The sequence below is a fragment of the Aureibaculum luteum genome (assembly GCF_003449015.1).
GTDB lineage: Bacteria > Bacteroidota > Bacteroidia > Flavobacteriales > Flavobacteriaceae > Aureibaculum > Aureibaculum luteum.
In genome coordinates, this window is the sequence record NZ_QRGD01000009.1 from 38,496 (window position 1) to 60,162 (window position 21,667).

General features: G+C 32.0%; 16 protein-coding genes and 1 pseudogene. 1 reads left to right on the forward strand and 16 read right to left on the reverse strand.

The window, feature by feature from the left end; all coding sequences use genetic code 11:
- Window positions 1-82: 82 nt before the first annotated feature.
- From D3P13_RS18095 to D3P13_RS18105, 3 genes are all read right to left on the reverse strand, one after another.
- Window positions 83-502 (reverse strand): DUF1801 domain-containing protein, encoded by a 420-nt coding sequence (locus tag D3P13_RS18095; RefSeq protein ID WP_117884321.1) that lies wholly within the window; start codon window positions 500-502, stop codon window positions 83-85.
- A gap of 154 nt (window positions 503-656) precedes the next feature.
- Window positions 657-827, reverse strand: coding sequence for a hypothetical protein (locus tag D3P13_RS18100; protein ID WP_157972962.1), 171 nt, complete (start codon window positions 825-827; stop codon window positions 657-659).
- A gap of 329 nt (window positions 828-1,156) precedes the next feature.
- Window positions 1,157-2,155, reverse strand: a complete 999-nt coding sequence (locus tag D3P13_RS18105) for a YhdH/YhfP family quinone oxidoreductase (protein WP_117884325.1) — start codon at window positions 2,153-2,155, stop codon at window positions 1,157-1,159.
- A gap of 142 nt (window positions 2,156-2,297) precedes the next feature.
- Here D3P13_RS18105 and D3P13_RS18110 point away from each other — a divergent pair, with 142 nt between their 5' ends.
- Window positions 2,298-2,621 (forward strand): winged helix-turn-helix transcriptional regulator, encoded by a 324-nt coding sequence (locus D3P13_RS18110; RefSeq protein ID WP_117884327.1) that lies wholly within the window; start codon window positions 2,298-2,300, stop codon window positions 2,619-2,621.
- A 64-nt stretch (window positions 2,622-2,685) separates the two neighbouring features.
- Here the strand turns inward: D3P13_RS18110 and D3P13_RS18115 are convergent, their stop codons facing one another.
- The 13 genes and pseudogenes from D3P13_RS18115 to D3P13_RS18175 all read right to left on the reverse strand — a co-directional run bounded on the left by D3P13_RS18115 (window position 2,686) and on the right by D3P13_RS18175 (window position 21,515).
- On the reverse strand, window positions 2,686-4,491 hold the full coding sequence (locus D3P13_RS18115) for a glycoside hydrolase family 2 protein (protein WP_117884329.1): 1,806 nt from the start codon (window positions 4,489-4,491) through the stop codon (window positions 2,686-2,688).
- Between the two features lie 244 nt (window positions 4,492-4,735).
- Window positions 4,736-5,923 (reverse strand): BaiN/RdsA family NAD(P)/FAD-dependent oxidoreductase, encoded by a 1,188-nt coding sequence (locus tag D3P13_RS18120; protein WP_117884331.1) that lies wholly within the window; start codon window positions 5,921-5,923, stop codon window positions 4,736-4,738.
- Window positions 5,924-6,075: 152 nt separating this feature from the next.
- A complete protein-coding gene (locus D3P13_RS18125) occupies window positions 6,076-7,920 on the reverse strand; it encodes a PLP-dependent aminotransferase family protein (RefSeq protein WP_117884557.1) in 1,845 nt (614 codons plus the stop codon).
- A gap of 147 nt (window positions 7,921-8,067) precedes the next feature.
- Entirely contained in the window at window positions 8,068-10,833 is a 2,766-nt protein-coding gene (locus D3P13_RS18130; protein WP_117884333.1) for a DUF6493 family protein, read from the reverse strand.
- Window positions 10,830-12,197: an SWIM zinc finger family protein gene (locus tag D3P13_RS18135; RefSeq protein WP_117884335.1), complete on the reverse strand. Its 1,368-nt coding sequence runs from the start codon at window positions 12,195-12,197 to the stop codon at window positions 10,830-10,832. The genes D3P13_RS18130 and D3P13_RS18135 overlap by 4 nt, the downstream gene beginning before the upstream one ends.
- Before the next feature lie 315 nt (window positions 12,198-12,512).
- Window positions 12,513-13,085, reverse strand: a pseudogene (locus D3P13_RS18140) (FMN-binding negative transcriptional regulator).
- Between the two features lie 124 nt (window positions 13,086-13,209).
- Window positions 13,210-14,928 carry an FAD-dependent oxidoreductase gene (locus D3P13_RS18145; RefSeq protein WP_117884337.1) on the reverse strand — a complete coding sequence of 573 codons (1,719 nt, stop codon included), beginning with the start codon at window positions 14,926-14,928 and terminating at the stop codon, window positions 13,210-13,212.
- A gap of 1,241 nt (window positions 14,929-16,169) precedes the next feature.
- Entirely contained in the window at window positions 16,170-16,601 is a 432-nt protein-coding gene (locus D3P13_RS18150; RefSeq protein ID WP_117884339.1) for a hypothetical protein, read from the reverse strand.
- A 324-nt stretch (window positions 16,602-16,925) separates the two neighbouring features.
- Entirely contained in the window at window positions 16,926-18,119 is a 1,194-nt protein-coding gene (locus tag D3P13_RS18155) for an MFS transporter (RefSeq protein ID WP_117884341.1), read from the reverse strand.
- Between the two features lie 745 nt (window positions 18,120-18,864).
- The gene (locus D3P13_RS18160; protein ID WP_117884343.1) at window positions 18,865-19,164 is read right to left on the reverse strand and encodes a type II toxin-antitoxin system RelE/ParE family toxin; all 300 of its coding nucleotides are present in this window, start codon (window positions 19,162-19,164) and stop codon (window positions 18,865-18,867) included.
- Window positions 19,157-19,408 (reverse strand): type II toxin-antitoxin system ParD family antitoxin, encoded by a 252-nt coding sequence (locus tag D3P13_RS18165; protein WP_117884345.1) that lies wholly within the window; start codon window positions 19,406-19,408, stop codon window positions 19,157-19,159. Before D3P13_RS18165 ends, D3P13_RS18160 begins: the two co-directional genes overlap by 8 nt.
- A 338-nt stretch (window positions 19,409-19,746) precedes the next feature.
- The gene (locus D3P13_RS18170) at window positions 19,747-20,655 is read right to left on the reverse strand and encodes an SDR family oxidoreductase (RefSeq protein ID WP_117884347.1); all 909 of its coding nucleotides are present in this window, start codon (window positions 20,653-20,655) and stop codon (window positions 19,747-19,749) included.
- Between the two features lie 113 nt (window positions 20,656-20,768).
- Entirely contained in the window at window positions 20,769-21,515 is a 747-nt protein-coding gene (locus D3P13_RS18175; RefSeq protein ID WP_117884350.1) for a YoaP domain-containing protein, read from the reverse strand.
- Window positions 21,516-21,667 lie beyond the last annotated feature (152 nt).

Sequence of the window (21,667 nt, forward strand, 5' to 3'; positions counted from 1 at the left end):
TATAATAACCGAAAAGTTAGAAAATTTAGTTTTTAATAGTAAAAGATTTTTTTTGAATAAGAAAATTATAAATTTTAGTCTTTTAAGCCCCAAGTAGGGGTAAATGCTTAATCTTATGGTACATTAAAGCCATTGAAATACAGTGCTTTAATTCGGTTTCTGGGATGTTGTCATTAAGTTTAAAAACAATGGCTCTATTCCCTTCAAATTCAAATGTGTCTTTATAAATTGTTTTAAAAGTAGTTACTAATTTAGAAGTGCATTTGAAGTAAATGGCAAATTGTTCTGGTGTTTTAGTCTTCCAATCGATTCTAACAGTACTGCCGTTTTTGGATAGATAACTAGGTTCTCCCCATTTTAAAGTTTCTTCTAAATTTTCAAGGCCTTCAATTTCGGAAGCAGCTTCTATAATTAAAGCTCTTAATTGATTCATTTGTTGTTGAACCTCTAGTGGATAAGCGTTAAAAACTTCTTTAGTTTTTGGGTTAGTGGTTAATTTCATTGTATTCTAAATGTTATTTTAGTTTCCAACATACTACTACTACAAATTCTGATATTAGTAAAAGGATTATTCAAATATAACGATAAAAGCTGAGGTTAATTAAAATATGAGTTCTCTAGTGCTTTAACGATAAATGACTGGTTAATAGGGGGGATTATTTTTGAACATCAGTAGAGGTAATGGTTTTCTCAAGTTTAGATGTATTGTAAAGTTTTATACATCCCATAATTACAACATGAGAAAGTACGAATATGGCTCCAAAAAATAATACACCAAGTGAATTTCCATATCTTATATTAGTAGAATCTAAAAGTACATATAGCATTATTAGTGAATAAATTGCGAAACATAAAGCATTCCATTTGTAAAAGTTTTTATGTTCAGCCGAGAACAAGTTATAAGCTAAAAAAAACAAACATTACCGCATATGCAATGTAAAGGATATTAAATTCGATAGTGGTTGGAATCATTTTTTTGTTTCTATGTTTTACATAACCTTAAAGCTCTAAGGTTAATTTTATTTGTTCAATTTTTATAATGATACAAAAATGATAATGATGACTAAAAATGAAAAGTTACGCCTGATTAAACGTAACTTTTCAATGTTGAAATTTAAGTTTTTATTTTTTAGATGCAATATTTAGGGGTGTATTTTTACACATCTAGTGTAACCACAGTTCTTCCTTTTAATTTTCCTTTTAACATTAAAGCAATCTTTTCATTTAATTCATTTAAAGATATTTCATCAGCAGCTTCGGTTAATCGGTCATTTTTCCATTCCTTAGATAACTTATTCCATACTTTTTCTCTGTAGGTCATTGGGTAGTTTTGAGAGTCTATACCAATTAACGTAACACCTCTTAAAATAAAAGGAAAAACGGTTAAATCAAGCTTTGGAGATGCAACATTTCCGCAGCAAGTTACAACACCCATTGGATGTGTAGATTTAATGATGTTTTCTAGAATAACACCACCGACAGTGTCGATACCTCCAGCAAAACTTGACTTCAAAATGGGCTTTTTGTCCATTGTTTCAAAATCTTTTCGCAATACAATTTCATCAGCTCCAAGTTTCTTTAAAAATTCAATTTCAGATTCTTTACCTGTAATAGCCACAGTTTTATAGCCAAGTTTGTTTAGTATAGAGATACTTAAAGAACCTACACCTCCGCTAGCACCTGAAACTATAATAGGTCCATCTTCGGGCTTAACTATTTCACTTAATCTTAATACTGACATTCCTGCAGTTAATCCTGCCGTTCCAATAGTCATAGCTTCTTTCAGGGTAAGATTTTTTGGTAGCTTAACCACCCAAACTTCTGGTACTTTAACGTATTGAGCAAAGCCACCATCTGTATTCATTCCTAAATCGTAACTGGTGACAATAACTTGGTCTGATACTTTAAATTTATTAGATTCCGATGACACTATTGTACCGGCCGCATCAACTCCTGGGGTGTGTGGATAATTTCGCGTTACGCCTTTATTACCAATACTAGACAACGCATCTTTGTAGTTTAAAGAACTGTAGTGTACTTTAATTAGTAATTCACCTTTTTGCAATGGCGTAAAAGGTATTTCTTTAATTGAAGAAATATAGTTTCCATCTTTCTCTTCTACTCTAAAGGCTTTGTATTTTGATTGCTTGTTCATAGTTGCTGTTTCTATATGTTTTACTTACTTTTACAACAAATTTCGGTCAAAATATTCTGATATACAAGAGCTTACAAATTGTTCACTAACGAACATTTTGTTCCGTTTTGTCTGTTTATAAAGTGTTTAAGCATAAAAAAAAATGAAAAAAAGTTATTGTCCTATTGATACTTTTATAAATACGATTAAGGGGAAAAGAAAAGGCACCATCATTTTACATCTTTTTCAAGGAGATAAGAGGTATAGTGAATTGGTTAGATTAATGCCTGATATTAGTGAACGTATGATTTCTAAACAACTTAAGGAGTTGGAGAAAGATAGTTTGATTCACAGGCAAGTATTCCCAGAAGTGCCACCTAGGGTAGAGTATAGCTTGACAAAGCTGGGCAAAGACATACATCCTGTTTTAAAAGGAATGTATAAAGGTGGCTTACTTTTTGAAAATAGTATTGAAAGTGTAGATTAATTATTAAGCACTATCTCACTTAGCAAATTGAACTTTTAATCTATAAAACAAACATTACTAGGTTTTAATTATTTTCCTTTAGATAATAGTCACGTAGGATAAAAAATGCTTGCTTTTTCATTCCTTTTTCAGATATTAACCCTTTTCTATTAAAATCATCTTGAATTCTTTTTAAAGGACGTCTTGAAGAACGGAAGTCCATCAAAATCCATGGAGATAAACCTGCTAAAAAATCAATATTTCTCATCATCTCAATATTGGTTCTATAGACCTCTGCTTGATATTCTTCTGTCCAACGTTCATTCTTTTCACCATGTAAACCGTATAATGCTCCACCACCAACTTCACTCATAATCATAGGTTTGTTATAGGCACTAGCCCATTTTAATTTTGAACAACTCTCGGTTGATCCAGCATACCATCCACAATAATTATTTATACCAATTACGTCTACAGCTTTTCCAAGAGGATCTTCTATTAAGTTTTCATCTTTGCCATAACCTTGCGTATCTAAAGCAGCGGTAATTAATCGGGTATTATCAAGTTCTCTAGCTTGTTCCACTAGATTCTCTATAAAAGACAATCGTGCCTCACTTTCAGGTGTTTCATTGGCCATTGACCATAAAACAATTGCAGCTCGGTTTTTATCACGCGAAATCATTTCGGTAAGTTGATTCTTTGCGTTCGCATAGGTATCTTTATTTTCAAATTGTATGGTCCAATACACTGGTATTTCAGACCAAATTATAAAGCCCATTTTTTCTGCTTCACGCACCATTGTTTCACTATGAGGGTAGTGTGCCAATCGTATAAAATTACAACCTAATTCTTTTGCCCATTCTAACAGTATTTTGCATTCTTCTTTAGAAACAACACGTCCAGTTTTGAAAGGGGCTTCTTCATGAATACTGATCCCTTTTAAAAAGATATCTTTTCCGTTTAATAAAATTTTAGTGCCTTTGGTTTCTATGGTTCTAAATCCAATTTGATCTGTAATTTTATCCGTTGCTGTTTTTAAAATGACTTCATACGTTTTTGGTTTTTTAGGCTCCCAAAGCACTGGCTTCGCCTTCATAGAAAATTTAGCGATACCATTTTGTACAACGGCATTTACATTTTTTTTAAGTTCAGGGATGCTTACATTTACAGCATCACCATCTTTTCCATTTTTAACAGACACCCAACCTTCAATAGTTTTGGTATTTCCTTTTGGTAACTGAATTGAATAATCGGCTATATGCGATATTGGCGTTTTAACCAAATGTACTGATCTTGTAATTCCTCCATAGTTCCACCAATCTTGATTTACGGTAGGTACATTTTCTTTTTTTCGTTTGTTATCTACTTTTACAACTACAAAATTATTTCCTTCTTTCAATTTATCAGTAACTTCAAATTGAAAAGGTGTATAACCACCTACGTGAGAACCGATACGTTCACCATTAAGATAAACGATAGATTCATAATTAACAGCTTCAAAATATAAAAAAGCCAATTCATTACTATCAATGGTATAATTAAAGTCTTTTTTGTACCAAACGGTACCTTCATAATAGTACAATTTGTCCATTTGTGTATTCCAATCACCAGGAACCATCAATTGCGAACTGGTATCGAAGTTATATTCGATGAGGTCAGAAGGTGATTCCATTTTTTTATTTTTAAAGTATCCATCATCTTTTACCTGTAATCTATGGTTGTAATAACCATTCTCAAGAGGATCGACAATAATATCCCACATGCCATTTAATTCTATTTTTTCTCTCGAGTCAATATTTTGTAATAAGTCAGAAAATCCAGTTTCTTGAGCTGTTAGTGGTGTATTTAAAATGATTACAAATACAATTAGGATGCTTTTAATTAATTTCATGGTTGGTTTTTGTTCAAGGTTATTCTTTTTAACATTTATTTTTTTTAATGTAAACCTTAATTTTTAATAGGGCTAATGCTGTTGAAAACAATAATAAATGTGTTTATGAAAGTGATGTTTTTTAACAGAACTAAGTTAATGAAAGATAATGAGTGAGCAGTAAAATGCGGTTAAAATTTTTCCAATATTATCATCATAAATACTTAAAAAAGTATTTGGAAAAAATTCAAAAGTTATTATTGATTTACTCCTTGTTATTTAGGTGTCTCGCTAATGATACGCCCATACTTGCACAGGCTTGTAATAGATATCCTCCAGTAGGAGCATCCCAGTCTACCATTTCGCCAATACAATATTGATGGGGTAAATTTACAAGTTCAAAATTTTTAGAAATAGCTTTTAAATCAATTCCTCCTACGGTAGAAATGGCTTCGTCAATAGGAGCGGTATTCGTTATTTCTAATGGAAATTCTTTGATGTTTTTGGTTAATGTATCTATATTTAAATAGGATGCTTTTGGTAGATATGTTTTTAATAGATCAATTTGAGATGTACTTAGTTTTAGTTCTTTTTTTAAGGTCTCCGTGGTATTTCTATAAGTAGATAATGTTAGTTTAGAATGAACATTTTCTACAGTAAGCGAAGGTTTAAAATCAATAAAAATCGTTGCATTTGATTTTGCATTCAACTGTTCTCTAATTTGTGGACTTAATCCGTAAATGGAATTTCCTTCTAATCCAAATTTGGTAATAACGGCTTCTCCTTTCTGAGTACTGGAATTGCAAGTAATAGTGATGTTTTTTAAAGGAGTTCCTTCATGCTTTTTAATAAAATCAGGTTTCCAATCAATTTGATATCCGCAGTTTGAGGCTTGAAATGCTTTTGTTTTGATTCCCTTTTTAGAAAAAGTATCTCGCCAGATGCCGTCAGATCCTGTAATTTTCCAACTGCCACCGCCTAATGAGAAGACGGTATAGTCTGTTTGTGTTGATATATTATTAAGTATAGGATTATTATGATCATCCCAACCAGAAAAAGTTTGCTCATATTTGATAATGACTCCTTTTTCTTTGAGGGTATTGAGAATGGCATTTAGCACTTCAATAGGTTTGATTCCTTCCGTAGGATACACTCTTTTACTGCTTCCTATATAGGTGGAAATCTCAATTTGATCAAGCCAATTTCTAAAATCAGTATTGGTAAAGTCAAGTAATGCTTTCTCTAAGAAATTATTTGGAGTATACCGTTTAATAAATTTATCAATCGATTCTGAGTGTGTTAAGTTAAAACCGCCTTTACCAGCAACTAAAAATTTACGACCAGCCGTTTTGTTTTTTTCATAGATAGTAATCGCAAATTTTTCAGCATCTAAAAAAGCAGCCAATACTAAAGCTGATGGTCCGCCACCTATAATTGCAATTTGTTTTTTCATGAAACGAAAATAGTTGTTATTTAAATGCCTAAAACACTATTCGTTAATAGCATACTGTATTTGGTTAAGCTATGATTTAATTTGATGTTACCTCATATATATTATACCACAATACGCCTCAAATATGACGTTTTTGGCACCTTTCAATTTATCTAAATACCTTCAACAAATTTTAAAAAGACTTTTTTATGAAGGTCAAGATCCATATTTGGAGAAAGTGAGGCACGTACAATATAATCTTTATCACCTTCTTTGGTTGTTCCTTGTGTTGAGGTGGCTGGTATTGTCCAATAACATCCTTTTAACTGACCGTAGCTCACACAGAACTTACTCTCATCAGGAATCTCTGTAATCATTAAATTGATTAATTTTAAATTCAAAGCTCTCTTATAGGTCTCTTTTTCTTCATCAGTTTTTCCTTTTGTAGGAAGATCTAATGAAAACACAGAAGGGGTAAATCCTTGTGCTGCCAACTCTTTTGAAACAAAATTAATTTTCGCATCTGGTAATACGTCATGAATAAAGTTTACAAATTCACGCGTATTTTTATAAGCATCAATTATCCTTTGATTCATAGAAGGCAACTGTTTTGCTAATATCTCATATTGAAAAGCTGTAGCTTCATTATCGCAAATTGTTAGATGCAATTCTATTTTGTCCATCAATGTTGCCGTTTTTGTGTTTCCTACACAGTAGCCAGCAGTACATTTTCCACCACTAGGGAATTTTGAGCCACTAGCAAAGGAAATAGTCCTAACGGTTGATAGTATGTCACCTTCGCCTAAAAAGTGGACATTTGGACAAAATGTTTGATCTAAAATAAATACAGGATCAATGGCTATATTACCCGTTGGAGTTTTTCTTTCTTTACGTAAAGCTTCTTTTAATTTTTTTAAATCAGGAACTTCAACTCTTGGGTTTGTTGGAATTTCAGCTATGATGTATGGAATAGCATCTTCTTTGGCAATTTTATCTAAAACGATAGTAATACTTTGTACCATATCATTATCACCATCTACAGGTAAATCTACTATTTCAACATTGTCAATACAAGCGGCAACACGTCTGGATTGATCATTTGTACCGCCATAACAATTTGGAGGAACAATGAATTTGATTGCTTTTCCTTTATGATTTTCTAATGCATCATGAATAAGCCCCATCATAATGGCATATTGAATGGATAATCCACTTGAAGCCACGAGTGGTTTCGTAGTTGTATTTGTAATTTTTACAATGGAATCTAATACACTTGTTTTATTAGGCTCGCTAATATTTTTCTTAGTTTCGATAGAAGATTTTGCTACAAGCGACTTTAAAGCAGCGAGAGCATTAGCTGGCGTCATAGCGATGGTTTCTCTTCGTCTTACATGCTGAATATCGGAAACATAATTTTCATTTTGTTTGCCATTTATAACTAAAATACTACCCAATTGTCCATAAAGCCCTATGAAAAAGTCAATGTTTGGATTTGTATGAATTGCACCAATTTGATCTTGTTCTGAAATAAAGATTGTACTTCCTTTAAACTCAGAAATGTCATCTGTGTTTTCCACTTTCTTTAGCTCAAAGTTGTAACCATACACACGTTTTATGATTTCAGCATCAAAAAAGGCTGGTAAAGCATCTGTATAAACAATTTGTGTATTTTTATGAGCTAATAAATTTTTTCTTAGCACAGCCAAAACTGGAACTGATTTAGATGAAAAGCTGATTACATTTTCTGATTTTAAATCATGTAATTTCGCAATAGCCCATTCGAGTACACAAGATAAAGGATGACCTAAACGAATATAATCATACGCAGTAGGTAAATCATTCAGTGCTGCAGCTTCAGAATTATGATCATTAAACAACGTTTCAAACTGCTCTAAAAATTGAGTTTTTGCCAATTTTTCATCATAAATATCTAATCGATGAGTTGTCATACTCAACCAGCCCGTAGGCATATTTTCTAATACCTCATTAATAAAATTGAGAATTCTATTTTCTACCATTTTTTTCACCTTTATATAGACTGGCAAGGTACAATTAATTAGATTTTTTTTTAGGTATTTCATGGTGTATTATTAGGCTTCGTCAAAAAATAATCAGCAATGACTTTATAGTACACCTAATAAATAACTAAAGAGTTTAACTATTATTTATTCATATAAACTCAATATTTTTTTCACTTCTTTTTTAATAGAATTTATCTGTTCCATTTTATGTAGTGTTACAGCTATATTTTTGGGTATGGGTTTATTTACAATCTGTAAGACTTCATAATAGTAATGCAGAATTTTACTAAAGCCTTTGGGGATGTTTTCAAGGTTAATTTTGGTAAGAATTACTTCAATAGTTTGATGTAAAACATCTATAAACACGCCTTTTAATTGGAATAAACGATCAAACTGTTCTGCAACACGTGCCATAGGAATAGCATTTGCTTCATTGGCAACCAATTTAGATGTGGCCAATGTGAATTCATCCAAATTTAAATACTGATGCGTTATAAGCAACTCTAACCAATCAAAAGCACCGGTACGAATGGGTGTTTTGCTACAAAATAAAGATAAAGTAAGAAATAAATAGCCTGCTTTATGAAGTGGTACTGGGTATTCTGCGTTATATTTTACTACTTCTAAAATAGACTTTGTTTCGCTGGCTTCTATATCTGACAGGTAGTTAAATGCGTTTAAAATTAGGTTTACATATAAAGGGTCTTGTAAATATCCATCTCTAGAAAACCAATGGCTTACATCTGCAATAATAAATTCTGTATTGGTTAAGTGATGTTCTAAGTAACCATTTTGAGTAACGTTTACGGTATAAATATCTGTATGTTTTATATTTTGTACTAAATATGCCCAGCTATATTTTCGATCATCAGAATATCTGCGTGCAACGTTCCAGTCCCATTCTGTAGGCGTTTTATACCAATCTTGGTTTTCATGTTTTGATATGGTCGCTTCAATCGCTTTGTTCGGATTTTTAAGAGCGTAAGCCGTTAGCCAAATGGAATCTAGATTTTTTATTTTTTGGGGATTAAAACTGGCCTTGTCATCTAATAAAAATGCAAGAATGTCATCATGTTCCTGAGATATAGAAGGTCTTTCTTTTGGTATCGGAGACCATCTGTTTAATCTACACATTGCAGAACAGAAATCAGTTTCATCGGGTATTTGATTTGCTTTTTTATAAAGTTCTAAGCGTTCAAAAAAGACAATAGGATCAATTTCAAAATGGTTATGGGTTGGTATACTCAACAATGGAAGTACTTTTTTAAGCTGAATTTGATCTAAGACATAGACCACTCTTTTAAATCGATAATACAACGCATACCATCTATTTGCAGTATATAAAAAACGGTCTTCTTTTTTTACTTTTTGCTCCCATTCCTGTTTTTCCATGCTGAAATTTGATGGAGTAGGCGAGAGCCACATACAAATAAGTTCAGCCACCATAACATGATGTACACCGACACGAGCTGTAATATCTAAATATTGTTCTTCTGCAATTCTTTTGGCTTGTTTTAATGTAGGTTGTAAGGTTTTATAATTGGTGTCTTTGAGGTTATAGTATCTAAGAATACCTTCTAAAAATAATTCGTAATCTAACACATCATTGCTTTTAAGCACTTTAGAAGTTAGAAAAATGAAATCATCTTCATTATCTATATACTGTATCTTGTTTTTGGCATTACATGGTTCTGGAATATATGCTTTTTGTTGATATGTGTCATAAGAAACAGCAACTTCGCTTTCTCCCAATAAAGCACTCAATGCTGACTTTACTTCAGAATGCATTGTGTCTATAAAAGGAAGTAGAGCGTCTTTTACCTCTTCATTTGGTTCAGGTAAAAGTTCATAACATTTTTGTGCAGCCAATTGTACTTTATTATCTTCTTGAATAAAAATAGGGGCTAAATTTACACAGCATAGTTCAACGAGGTTTTTGTCTTTTTTTAATCCTTTGTAAAGAATTGCCAAAGCCGTTTTTAGTCCACCAGTTAATTTTTCTGAATAGACAATGCCATCTAACGAATTTATAAAAAGGTTCCAGTCAAATGATTTGTGGTTCGCAATTTTCTTTAACTCTTGTAATCCAAAATTAACAAGTAAATTTCTATCATTATATAATAGTTGTATCAATTGATTTTGGCAAACACTATTTTCTTCAGCTGTAAAAGCTAAATCTCTATAAATGTTTTTTGCCCATCCATGCGTGGTCTGTTTAAGCGTTGGGTTATTAAAGGCTTCAAATAGCTTTTGCTGAATAGTGGCTCTAGGTATGCGACCACTAGTTACTAATTCTATAATAATGGCAGCTATATTAAATTCTCTATCTAAAAAGAAAGCACTATCTACACCCAATTCCATTTCAAAAACAGCCATTAATATGTCTATTGTAAAATCGTCTTGAGGAAAGAAAGCATAGAATTTTTCTTTCATGTCTTCTTTAAAATCCTTGCTATAACTGGCTCCATGCCATACGTTGAATCGTGTTAAGCAGGCCACAAATATTTGACGATCAAAAGGGACTTTTCCTCGGTTGTATAATTCTCTAATTACGCTGTACGGAATTCTTGTTAAAAAACTTTCCGGAGATGCGATATCAGCTTTTATTTCTTGATATCGTTTTTCAGGATTTTCTAAATTATAAAACACAATTAATTCCGCAATATCAACATCATCAAGTGCTTGTAAATCTATATCTAGTTCTTTTATATTTAAAACACTGGTGTGTATTCTAGCCACAATACGAAGTATAAGACTTTGTTTTGCAGTATAATTCTCAGTAGACAACTTTAGCAAATGCTCATCTAGATATTTCCGTTCTTCCCATACTTTTCCTTTGATCCAATTACAAGTACCTGTTACTTCTTCATTTTTTATACGGAGTTCATAGTCTTTACAAATTTTTTTCATAATTCAAATTCTTCAAGTAATTGTTTTAATTCTTTTTCAGTATTATTCTTTAATATTTGTGTTGCCAGAATATGTTTACATGCACCTCTACTTGTTTGATGAGTGGCAAACCATGTGCAGGTACACAACGTTTTATGAGGCGTAATAATTACTTTATGAAAAAGACCGCTACCTTTTATTTTTGTTTCTGTTTCTTCATCTGAATTTTTCACCCACTCATAGTCCCCCTTTTTTATAAGTTTGAGTGCATTTTTGTATCGCGGATTTAAACTTTCTACGCTACTCATTTTAAAAGGTAGTTTTCGGTAATAGTAGTTACCTTCATTTAAATCAAAACCAAGCAAACCCATGGCCGAAAGACGTGTAGCTACACTTTTAAACTCGATAGAAGGAAGGTCTTTTAAAATAGGGTCATCTGGCGAAAATTCTTCATTAATATGAGCATAAGTATTTAGTTTTTGCATCCATTCTTCAGGAATATCTTCTATCAAATTTTCTAATGTATTTCCTTCTCCAGAAAACCCTCTCCAAAAACTTCTTGAAAGTATGGCTGTAAAGCGAACCTTAGGGAGTTCAAATTGAAAAGCGGTAGCCTGTTCTGACTCGGTAGTATAAATTATAAGTTTCTGAGCAAGTGGACGTAGATTTTCTAAGAGTCGCAACCGATGAATACCACCAATGCAGATACTTCCCTTTGTGTTTATTGGAGATAGAGCCGGTTTTTTACCTCTAAAGCTTAAGTAGTAATCATCTTTAACATCTCCTTTGGGTATTGCTCTATAAAGTAATTGTATTTGCAATTTATCTAGTACGGCTACTTCCTTCATGGCTGCACTTAACAACTGTACGGTTGCCATACCTTTAATCCATCGAATAGGGAGCGAAACTTTTTTCTCAATTACCTTATGATCTCGTTTTTGCATGACAAACTCTTTTTTTCCTATTGAAAAAAAGACATGTTCACCTTTGTTAATTTTGCTTAATGCAGCAATCATTTCGGTATTGAAGTCTACGTTTGTAGTGCCCTGTTGTAAAAACTCACCATCTAATGCTTCAGGTAAAATAGTTACTTTTCCGTAAACGCTACAGCACGATGAAAAACCTTCTAAACGAAGTTTTTCTCCTCCGGCGGTAATTACAGGATCTCGTAATGCACTGCCAAGAGGCATAAAATTAGAAGCTACAATTTTAGATAGCGTTAGTAGGCTTCTAGCAATGGTATACGGTTCTTTAAGTTTTCCCCAAAAGAAACAAGGGACTTCTTTTTCTTCAAAAGACTCGTTATAGTGAGATAAAAAGATTTCGCTTCCGTTCTTTCCTTTTGTAATTGTAGAAGGCTCGTTGTATTGATAGGTAATGTCCATTAAAACGTTGGTTTTTTACTTGTTTTAAAATTTGAATAATCTTTTTTGGAACATGTAATACCGTTCAAAGAAAAACTATTATTTATATTGCTAACGAAAGAAAAACTCTAAATATTACAATTGATATTAAATGCCATGAATTTTGTGAAAAGAAAGTGAAAAGTCATAAAAGTTTAAAATCATTTACAATAATAATTTTTATAAAATTAGTTATGTTTCTTAATCAACTATTTTAGTAATTAAAACTTCCCAATTTAGGAGTAGGGGAAATTTGAGTAAGCATTTTATCACAGTTCTTTGTTGTAAGTGGTTATTTTATTCATCCAAGTGTTTTTTCATAAAGTCGGCAATTACGTTTTTATTAGAATCTGTGCTATTTGAAAGTGAATTGATAATATTTCTCCTTTCATTCGCTGTTTTATTTTGGCTCAACTTTTCTTTAGCTTGTATTTCAGTAACATTTATTTCAAAGGCTACAATTCCTTTTATCATTTTTATTTTAAATTCTTGCGGTAAATTATTCCATTGTTGTTTGTACTCAGTTTCATAATTCTCAATTGTATTTTCCAATAATTGATATACGTTGTCATAATCATTAATAACTTTTCATTGTCCGTAGGCATGGACGGAAATATAATTCCATGTGGGTACATTTAATTCTTTCTCATAATTTTTTGGGGAAATGTAGGCGTGAGGTTCGCTAAAAATAACTAAAACTTTACTTTTTTCAATATCTTTCCATTGTGCGCTTGCTTTGGCGAAGTGAGAGGTTAATATAATATTGTTCTCGTTTTCAGAAACTAGAAACGGCAAATGTGTCGCAATAGGTAAATTATTTTTAGAAGTAATTATTGTTCCAAAACTAAATCGTTTTATAAAATCAATTATTTATTTTTTATCTGTTTGTATGTTATTCTTCGGAATGTACATGTTTTTGATGGTGTCAAATTGATTTTTTACGGCAGGTATAAGGAGCGTTTTATTACTTTTTATAAAATGACGTGGTACTATTTTATTCTAATATTTGTTCTTGTCTAATCAACATTTCTCTAATCTTATTATATTTCAACTCTTGAACGGCCTTATTTTCTTCTATTGCCAAACTAGCAATAACTGCTGAGCTTTGACCTAGAACCATAAATACGGGTTCCATCCTAATTGATCCAAATGCAATATGTGAAGCACTTAGGCAAATGGGAACAATCAAATTAGAACATTCTTCTTTTTTTGGTACAATTGATTGGTAACTGATAGGAAAAGGTGCTTTAACATGAGCTTCTACATTTCCTTCATTTGATACATAACCTTTTGAGTTTACATAGCGTTTAATGTGGTGAGAATCCATTCCGTAGGCAGCCATTCCTATAGGATCATCGACAATTTCAATTCCTTCACAGTTTTTTTGAGTCATTACATAATTGCTAATCATTCGGCGTGCTTCTCTAATGTATAATTGTTGTTGCCAACCATCTTCGCTGTCATATTCATCTTTACATGTTCCCCATTGTGACACCTTATCTCTTACTTTTTTAGGAATACGTGGATGATTGGCTAAGGTCCACATTAATCCTTGTTGATAGTGTAGATGACGTGCTACAATTTTTTGACGTTTTTCATACGAAGCTTCGGGGTATTCCCAGTTCTGTCCAATAAAATCAGTCGAAAAACCCTTTTGATTATTGGTGTCCGTTTTCCGATTAGGCATAGCAGAATTTATCCATGGAACCAAAGCATCACCATAAGTGTACATTTTTTCTATGGGACCGACAGCAGCTTCATAATTACGGAAAAGAAGCTCATATTCAAGTTCGTCATAATCTTTTGGTTTCGTAAATGGTATCCTGTTTTCTGGATGGTCAGTCAACGTCATTCTGAAGCAATAAGCCTGTATTCGTTTGTCACCTTGTCCGTCTATTCCTGAGCCTCCTTCAGTAATAAAAGGGAGAAGCCCGCTTGAAGGATCTCCTTTTACGATATAAGGATCAACGCCATCAATGAAATTATGGTAAATACTATTATTTGATTTTGTGCCGAGTAATGTTTTACTGATGTGCTCGGCCTGAACACCATTTAGAGACTCTCCAAATTGAGAATTAGATTCTCTTCCAATGGTGTAATTCACTCCAGCAGCTGCCATTAGATCACCTTCATAGGTGGCATCAATAAACATTTTACCTGAATACGTTCTACCTGATTCCATAGTAATGGAATTAATAAAGCCATTGTTCTTTGAAACACCAGATATTCGGTTAAGTTGCTGGTTATAAACAATTTGTATATCAAGGTCTTTGATCATGTTTTCGAATACTTTGAGTGCAACTGAAGGTTCAAAAGTCCACATAGCATCTTCCTTTTTGTTAGAACGTGTTTGTCCTCCATCCAAATACTCAGATTTTCGCTGCCAATTCCAATTGGTAGAATCTTGATAGTGTTTTTTTATGTTTTGATAAAACTCACGAGCAATTCCTCCAATTACTCTTTTATTTCCGATGTCAGTCTGACCTAGACCACCAGTGGTAAGACCACCAAGGCGATTTGTGTGTTCTATTACTATAACTGAATTTCCAAGCCTAGCGGATTGAATTGCGGCGGAAATTCCGGTAGAGGTGCCACCATAAATAACTACCTCAGCTGAGTTTAATTTTTCCTTTACTCCTTTTTTATGATCACAAGAAATAAAAGTGCCTATTATTAATAGGGAAATTGTATAAAGTAGTTTTGTTACTTTCATATGTTTTACAATTGGCTTAGTTAGGTTTATACACTTCAATGTTGGTGCATATAATTACAAACGTAATTATGCATCTAATTTAGCAATTAAAAACCATATTTAAAATCAGAAAAGTTATGATTTTGTTAGTGAACGTATTCATAGAAGTAAGCTATTACTTGCAATCAATTATAAGTGTTTTGGGCAATTTTTATTTTATTATATGTTCAAATTTTAACTAGTCATAAATAGTATTATTATTATTAAGTTTAATATTCGCATTTAGTTTTGATATGTTTGCTAACGTATGTGTAAAGATAGTAAAACGTTAGTTTTATTCTCTTTACATAGTGTTAGTTGTTGTTAATCGGAACTCAAAGGCAGTTTCCTTTGAGTTAGTAAGTAAAATAACTTGCCTCTATGGATTTTAGCTAGAGCTAAAAAACGTAGAGAGGAAGACTGTACAGACCAATAAACTTGACTTTGTCATAATAAAACAGTACCTTGAACTCAGTTCGACTTTATATCGTGAAACGATTGTAAATCAGGATTTACTCGATTCCCTGAATCTAAAGTCGGTGTGGGTGTGGGTGAAGGTAATCCCCTTTTTTTATCAATGTCACGGTTATTTTACATCTTATTTCTCTCCATAAACATTGGATTTTACGAACCTCCGAATTAATGACTATTAACAATTGTATAAACGTATTGCGTTTATATCCGTTATAATTATAATAGTTTTATTCTTGTAATAACGAAGCTAAAGAAACAGCACTTCAATTGGGTTGGAGTAGGGGTTTTATTTAGCGACTGCTTACCAAATGTAGCCATAAAATGGCAATAACACAAATGAAAAACTACTCTTAATTATTGTTTGTTGTGAGTCGTTAAAACAGGCTTTTGCTATCGCTACATCAAGGTTACCTTACTACCATAATTATAGAAGGACTTTTGTTGTAAATTAATTTGGTTTTACTGGTTTTTTAGCACAGTACTTTGTTAGCGGTCGTTTTTTAATTAAATAAAATCCCATAGGATATTACAAGTGCTCCAAACCAAAATAAAGAAGCATAAATCTTATAAATATTTTCCTCATTGTTGATTAGAAATTTTATTGGCTGTCTATTAATGTTTTTTTGATTATTTCTTTTGTGAAACCCAACCAATGCTTTAATCATATATCTAACAATAAAGCGGTTCCACAAGTAAATAAATCCGAATAAACATAGGACTTGTAAAAGTTTATATAATATTTCCAAATCTCAATTAAGTTTAAATTTTCGTCCTTCTTTATATCCAATTGGTAATTTTGGACTTTTAATTCCGAATGGACCAGAACCATTATCGTTATAATAGTATTCTTTCTTATCATCCGAATATCTGCCAGCACAAAGCAGATTGAAAGTTGTGCTTTTCCTGCTCGATTTTAGCACATTAATGTCAATCCAAACTGGCACTTTTCCATTCCGATATAGTAATTCGACAACTTCTTTGTCGGTCAAATCCAAGTTCATTTTTCCATCATCCTCTGGATAAATGTCAAATTGGGTTAGATTTGGATTGTCAGTTGAAGCATTTAAAATCACGTTGTATTTAAAATCAGTTGTCAGTTTGTTTTTTACATAATTTTCCGCAAATTTCAATGATACTAAACTTGCTCCCTTTAGATGGAATAAAAATTCTTGCTTCGTCATTTCTCAAATGTTGCCTAACTATTGTATAAACGCAATACATTTATTCCCATTATAATAAGTATAGTTTTTTCTTGTAATTACGTAGCTAAAACAAACAGTAATTCAATTGGGTTGGAGTAGGGTTTTATTTAGCGACTGCTTACCAAATGTAGCCATAAAATGGCAATAACACAAAAGAAATTCTAGTCTTAATTATTGTTTGTAATAAGTTGTTTAAATAGGCTTTTACTATTGCTAAATCAAGAGTAGCTTACTACCATAATTATAGACAGGCTTAATTGGTGCATTAGTGTGGTTTTACTGGTTTTTTAGCACAGTACTTTGTTAGGGTGCGTTTTTCTTATTTTCCTTTATTATTTCAGGTAATATTTTATTCAATTCAGAATATCTCTCCATATTCATTAGGCTATCACGTACTTCTGTTAATTGGTAAATAAGTATTTCGGGAATATTATATTTTACACCAATACTCTTTCTTCTCTCTGTCTCTGTATAGTTTTTGTATTCATCCCATTTAATTCTAGGTGTATTAACTAAATTTATCTGTTCTTTCAAAATATCAAAAAGTTCTTTTGTTTCGTTTGAATTACTTTCAAAGTAACCAATTTGTTTTAAAATGTCTTTTGGTAATGCGTAAGGCCAATTTTCTAAAGAATTTCGTCTATGATTATACCAACTTCCTCTTTTAAAATTATGGATTACAATTTTCTGAAGAACAAGAGTGTCAATTGATACTTCATTCCCTTTTGCAAAGGCTGTTTTAATACTGTTCACTTGTTCAACGGAACTTTCAGCGTGCCATTTTTTAAGTATTTCAATTGTTTTACTGTCGTATTCAATTCCGTAATTTACTTTCGATTTAGAGATTTCTTTGTCAATGTATTCATAGTCCTTTTCGTATCGTTTAAAATAAGCATTATTAAGTTTTTCTTGGTCAACTGTACTTGTTTTAGAAAGTGTAAATGCTGTAATCGTACAAATAAGTAATGAAAGAAATATCCATTTTCCTGCTCGATAAACAAGTCTAACTGAAAACCAACTTTGAGCAAAAAATACAATTGGAATAAGAACAAATAAAATCCAATAATCATTATATAGATTTAACTGGTTATCATAACCTGGAGTTCCAAACAATATAAATGGCAATATCGAACCAAATCGAGCAATCATCATTAAGATTAACCAAAAAATTAATAAAGCATTTGTTCTTGACAGTTGTTTATAAAGTTTGTCCATTTTTCTTGTACGAGTTCGATTACCCATCCAAATCCAAATTGCAAGTCCTAATACAGTTGATAGTGAAGCGAAAAAGTAGTTAAAAAAGGTTAACTCTTGATTTTCTAAAATTAATAAGTCGGCTGACGTACTCGTAAAAAACCGAAAAACTTCTCTTGCTTGATTAAAAGCCAAGGAAATTGATAAGGCTGAAATAAAACCTGCTAGAATTCCAAACCAAAATCTTTGTTTTCCAATATTTTGAACTGATATTTTGCTCTTATTAAAACTTATTCTTGTCATTCAGTTTTTTGAATTCAACGGATTTTTGTCGTAATGCACCCTAACGTATGTGTAAAGATAGTAAAACGTTAGTTTTATTCTCTTTACACATACGTTAGTTGTTGTTAATCGGAACTCAAAGGCAGTTTCCTTTGAGTTAGTAAGTAAAATAACTTGCCTCTATGGATTTTAGCTAGAGCTAAAAAACGTAGAGAGGAAGACTGTACAGACCAATAAACTTGACTTTGTCATAATAAAACAGTACCTTGAACTCAGTTCGACTTTATATCGTGAAACGATTGTAAATCAGGATTTACTCGATTCCCTGAATCTAAAGTCGGTGTGGGTGAAGGTAATCCCCTTTTTTTATCAATGTCACGGTTATTTTACATCTTATTTCTCTCCATAAACATTGGATTTTACGAACCTCCGAATTAATGACTATTAACTATTGTATAAACGCAATGCGTTTATACCTGTTATGTTTATTATAGTTTTTCTTGTAATTACGTAGCTAAAGCGAACAGCACTTCATTTGGGGTGGAGTAGGGTTTTATTTAGCGACTGCCTACCAAATGTAGCCATAAAATGGCAATAACACAAATGAAAATCTAGTCTTAATTATTGTTTGTAATAAGTTATTAAAATAGGCTTTGGCGATTGCTAAATCAAGATTAATATATGATGGGAACTATAAAAGTACTTTTGTGGTAAACTAATGTGGTTTTACTGGTTATTTAGCACAGTACTTTGTTGTGTGCAGTTTTTATTCAGCTATTCTTTTCTTCAAATCCATTCTTTCGTGCAATATTCTCGTTATTTCAACATAATTTTCGTTCAAAGTTCTGTAGAATATTATATGTCGATTTGCACTCATTCCGAGAAGTTGCTTTGATATTCCATCGTAGAATTTCCCTATGTCTGGGCTTTCTGCAATTTCTTGACAATTAGAAATCAGATCAGCGTAATATTTGTCAGCTTGTTTTTCCGACCAAATCTCAAATGTATAATCCCAAATCTTTGATAAATCCTCAACAGCTTTATTAGTCAACTTATATTCAGCCATTCGGGTGCTTTTTCGCTTTTAGAGATTCAAGATGTTTTTTTGGGTCAAAGTCGTGAGCTATTCCACTGTCAATTCCTTCTTGAATTGCTTTTTTCAATGCAATGACTTTACTTTCTTCTTCTTCTAAAAGTCTTAATCCTGCACGAATAACTTCGCTAACGTTTTTAAATCTTCCTTGGCTTATGCTACTTTGCACAAATTGGTCGAAATAATTTCCGAGTGATATTGATGTGTTTTTATTCATTTGAGTACTAATTTAAATCAAATATACCAAAAATTGGTATAATTACCAAATTCCCCAAATTGCACACAACTATTGTACAAACGCAATACGTTTATCCCCGTTATAATTAGTATAGTTTTATTTTAGTAATTACGTAGCTAAAACGAACAGCACTTCAATTGGGGTGGAGTAGGGTTTTATTTAGCGACTGCCTACCAAATGTAGCCATAAAATGGCAATAACACAAATGAAAAACTACTCTTAATTATTGTTTGTAATAAGTTATTAAAACAGGCTTTTACTATTGCTAAATCAAGGTTTCCTAAAGACCAGAATTATAAATGTGCTTTATTGGTAAGTTAATGTGGTTTTGCTGGCTTTTTAACACCGCTCTTTGTTGTAATTAGTTTTTTTTTCTTTTCTACTTCGTCTTTAAAAAAGTCAACTAAATGATGTTTTCCAAATTGTTCTGCTTTATTGTCAAAAGCCATTAGTGTCAGGAAAAATTCAATGGGGCCATATGTTTTTGAGGAAGTAAAAGTCCTTAAGCTCCAAATGATGAATTTTCGAATCCAATCAGGTAAATGCACTATTTTTGGTTTTTTACCCCATGCGTTTAAAGCGAGTTTAGCCAATTCATTTTGAGAAAGCATATCAGGGCCGCCAACGGTAATTTCGTGTTGGTCTGAACTTATCTTATCAACACAAACTTGGGCTAAGTCTTCTCCATGTATAGGGTTCAGTTTAAAATCACCTTTCCCAAAGAGGTACACTTTCCCTTTTTTTGCCATGTCTAGAAAATCTCTCATGTCAGAGAAAAAACCATTGGGTCGCATAATGGTATAATTCAATCCTGAATCTTTGAGTTCGTCTACAAACCGTTCTTTCGCTTCGAAAATTTTAAGATATCTGAGCTTGTCACCACCGATGGCAGAAACATATAGAAGCGAAGCTACACCTGATTGTTTGGCTTCATTTAAAAGGTTAGCATTTCCTTGGTAGTCAACATCCATGTAGGTGAGACCATCTTTTTGTCTCGTTATACCAACTGAAGTAAACACCCAATCAATATTTTTACATACTCCACTTAAACTTTTCGGATCAGTTATTTCTCCAATGAAAAAATCATTTACATCATTGAACAATTTTTTTTGGCTCTCTTTTCTAATTAAAACACGAACGTCAAATTTTCTTTTGGTCAATTCTTTAACAATATACTGTCCTAAATATCCTGTTGCTCCAGCAACCAATACTCTTTTGTTATCCATTTCCTTTTATTAATTGCCAAGTCCAAAAAAAATGGCGGACTTTGGTTAAGCTTGAAACTTTAAATTAAGCACGAAAAATTGTATTAATTAAGCAACTTTATAGCACGTTTTTTTTATCCAATCAGTTTTTCCAAATGTCTTTCTACTTTCATTTCTAAACTGACTAATTCTCCTTTGTAAAAAACACTATTTATAATCCAAGGAATGGGCATTTTTCGACCCTCTTCTTGAGATTTAATGTGGTTAATTTCTAAAGGAATATTTTTCTTTTTCGCATATTCTTTCAATAATTCATTTGTGTAAAATTCTGTAAATGGACACGTATTTGAATAGTATGCTGTAATTCCATTATTATTTGGGCAATTACCTGATTTTGCACTTTCCATAAATTTTGGAAATTCAGAATTGGGATTTGTTTTTAATCCCCATAGTTTAAAGTAAGGTTTTGCCTCGTCAATAATTTCAAACCCTTGATGTTTGAGGAATTTTGGGTCAGTCATAAAAGGTCTTTTTTTATCACTCGAAACTGCAATAATACCGTCCATTCCTTTTGAGTCGGCTAAGCATTGTTCTAATAATCTTTTTCCGTTACCTTTTCCCTTGAATTGTCCAGAAACCCAAAAACAATTTATGACCATAAAATTCTTTCCAATCAATGGAAGCCAAGAGTTTTTTATTGGTACATATTCGATAAAAACTTTTCCTCGAACGTCAACTTTTTGAAAATTATAACCATTTTTAAATTCTTTCTTTAACCACTCTTTTTTCTTTTCATATCCATCCCTACATTTTTTGTCACTTATTGCACAACAAATATGTTCATCTTGAATATTCTTATCGGTAAGTTTTAGAATTTCCATTTTTTTTTTGGCTTTATCAAAAGTAAAATGGTTGTGCTTTTTTATCTATGATAATTATCAACTTTACTAAGTTAATCTAGGTGTCTCTTCAAATGTGCTATAATTATTGGAATATGTAGCGTTTCAAAGCACTCCCATATCAAACGGTTATA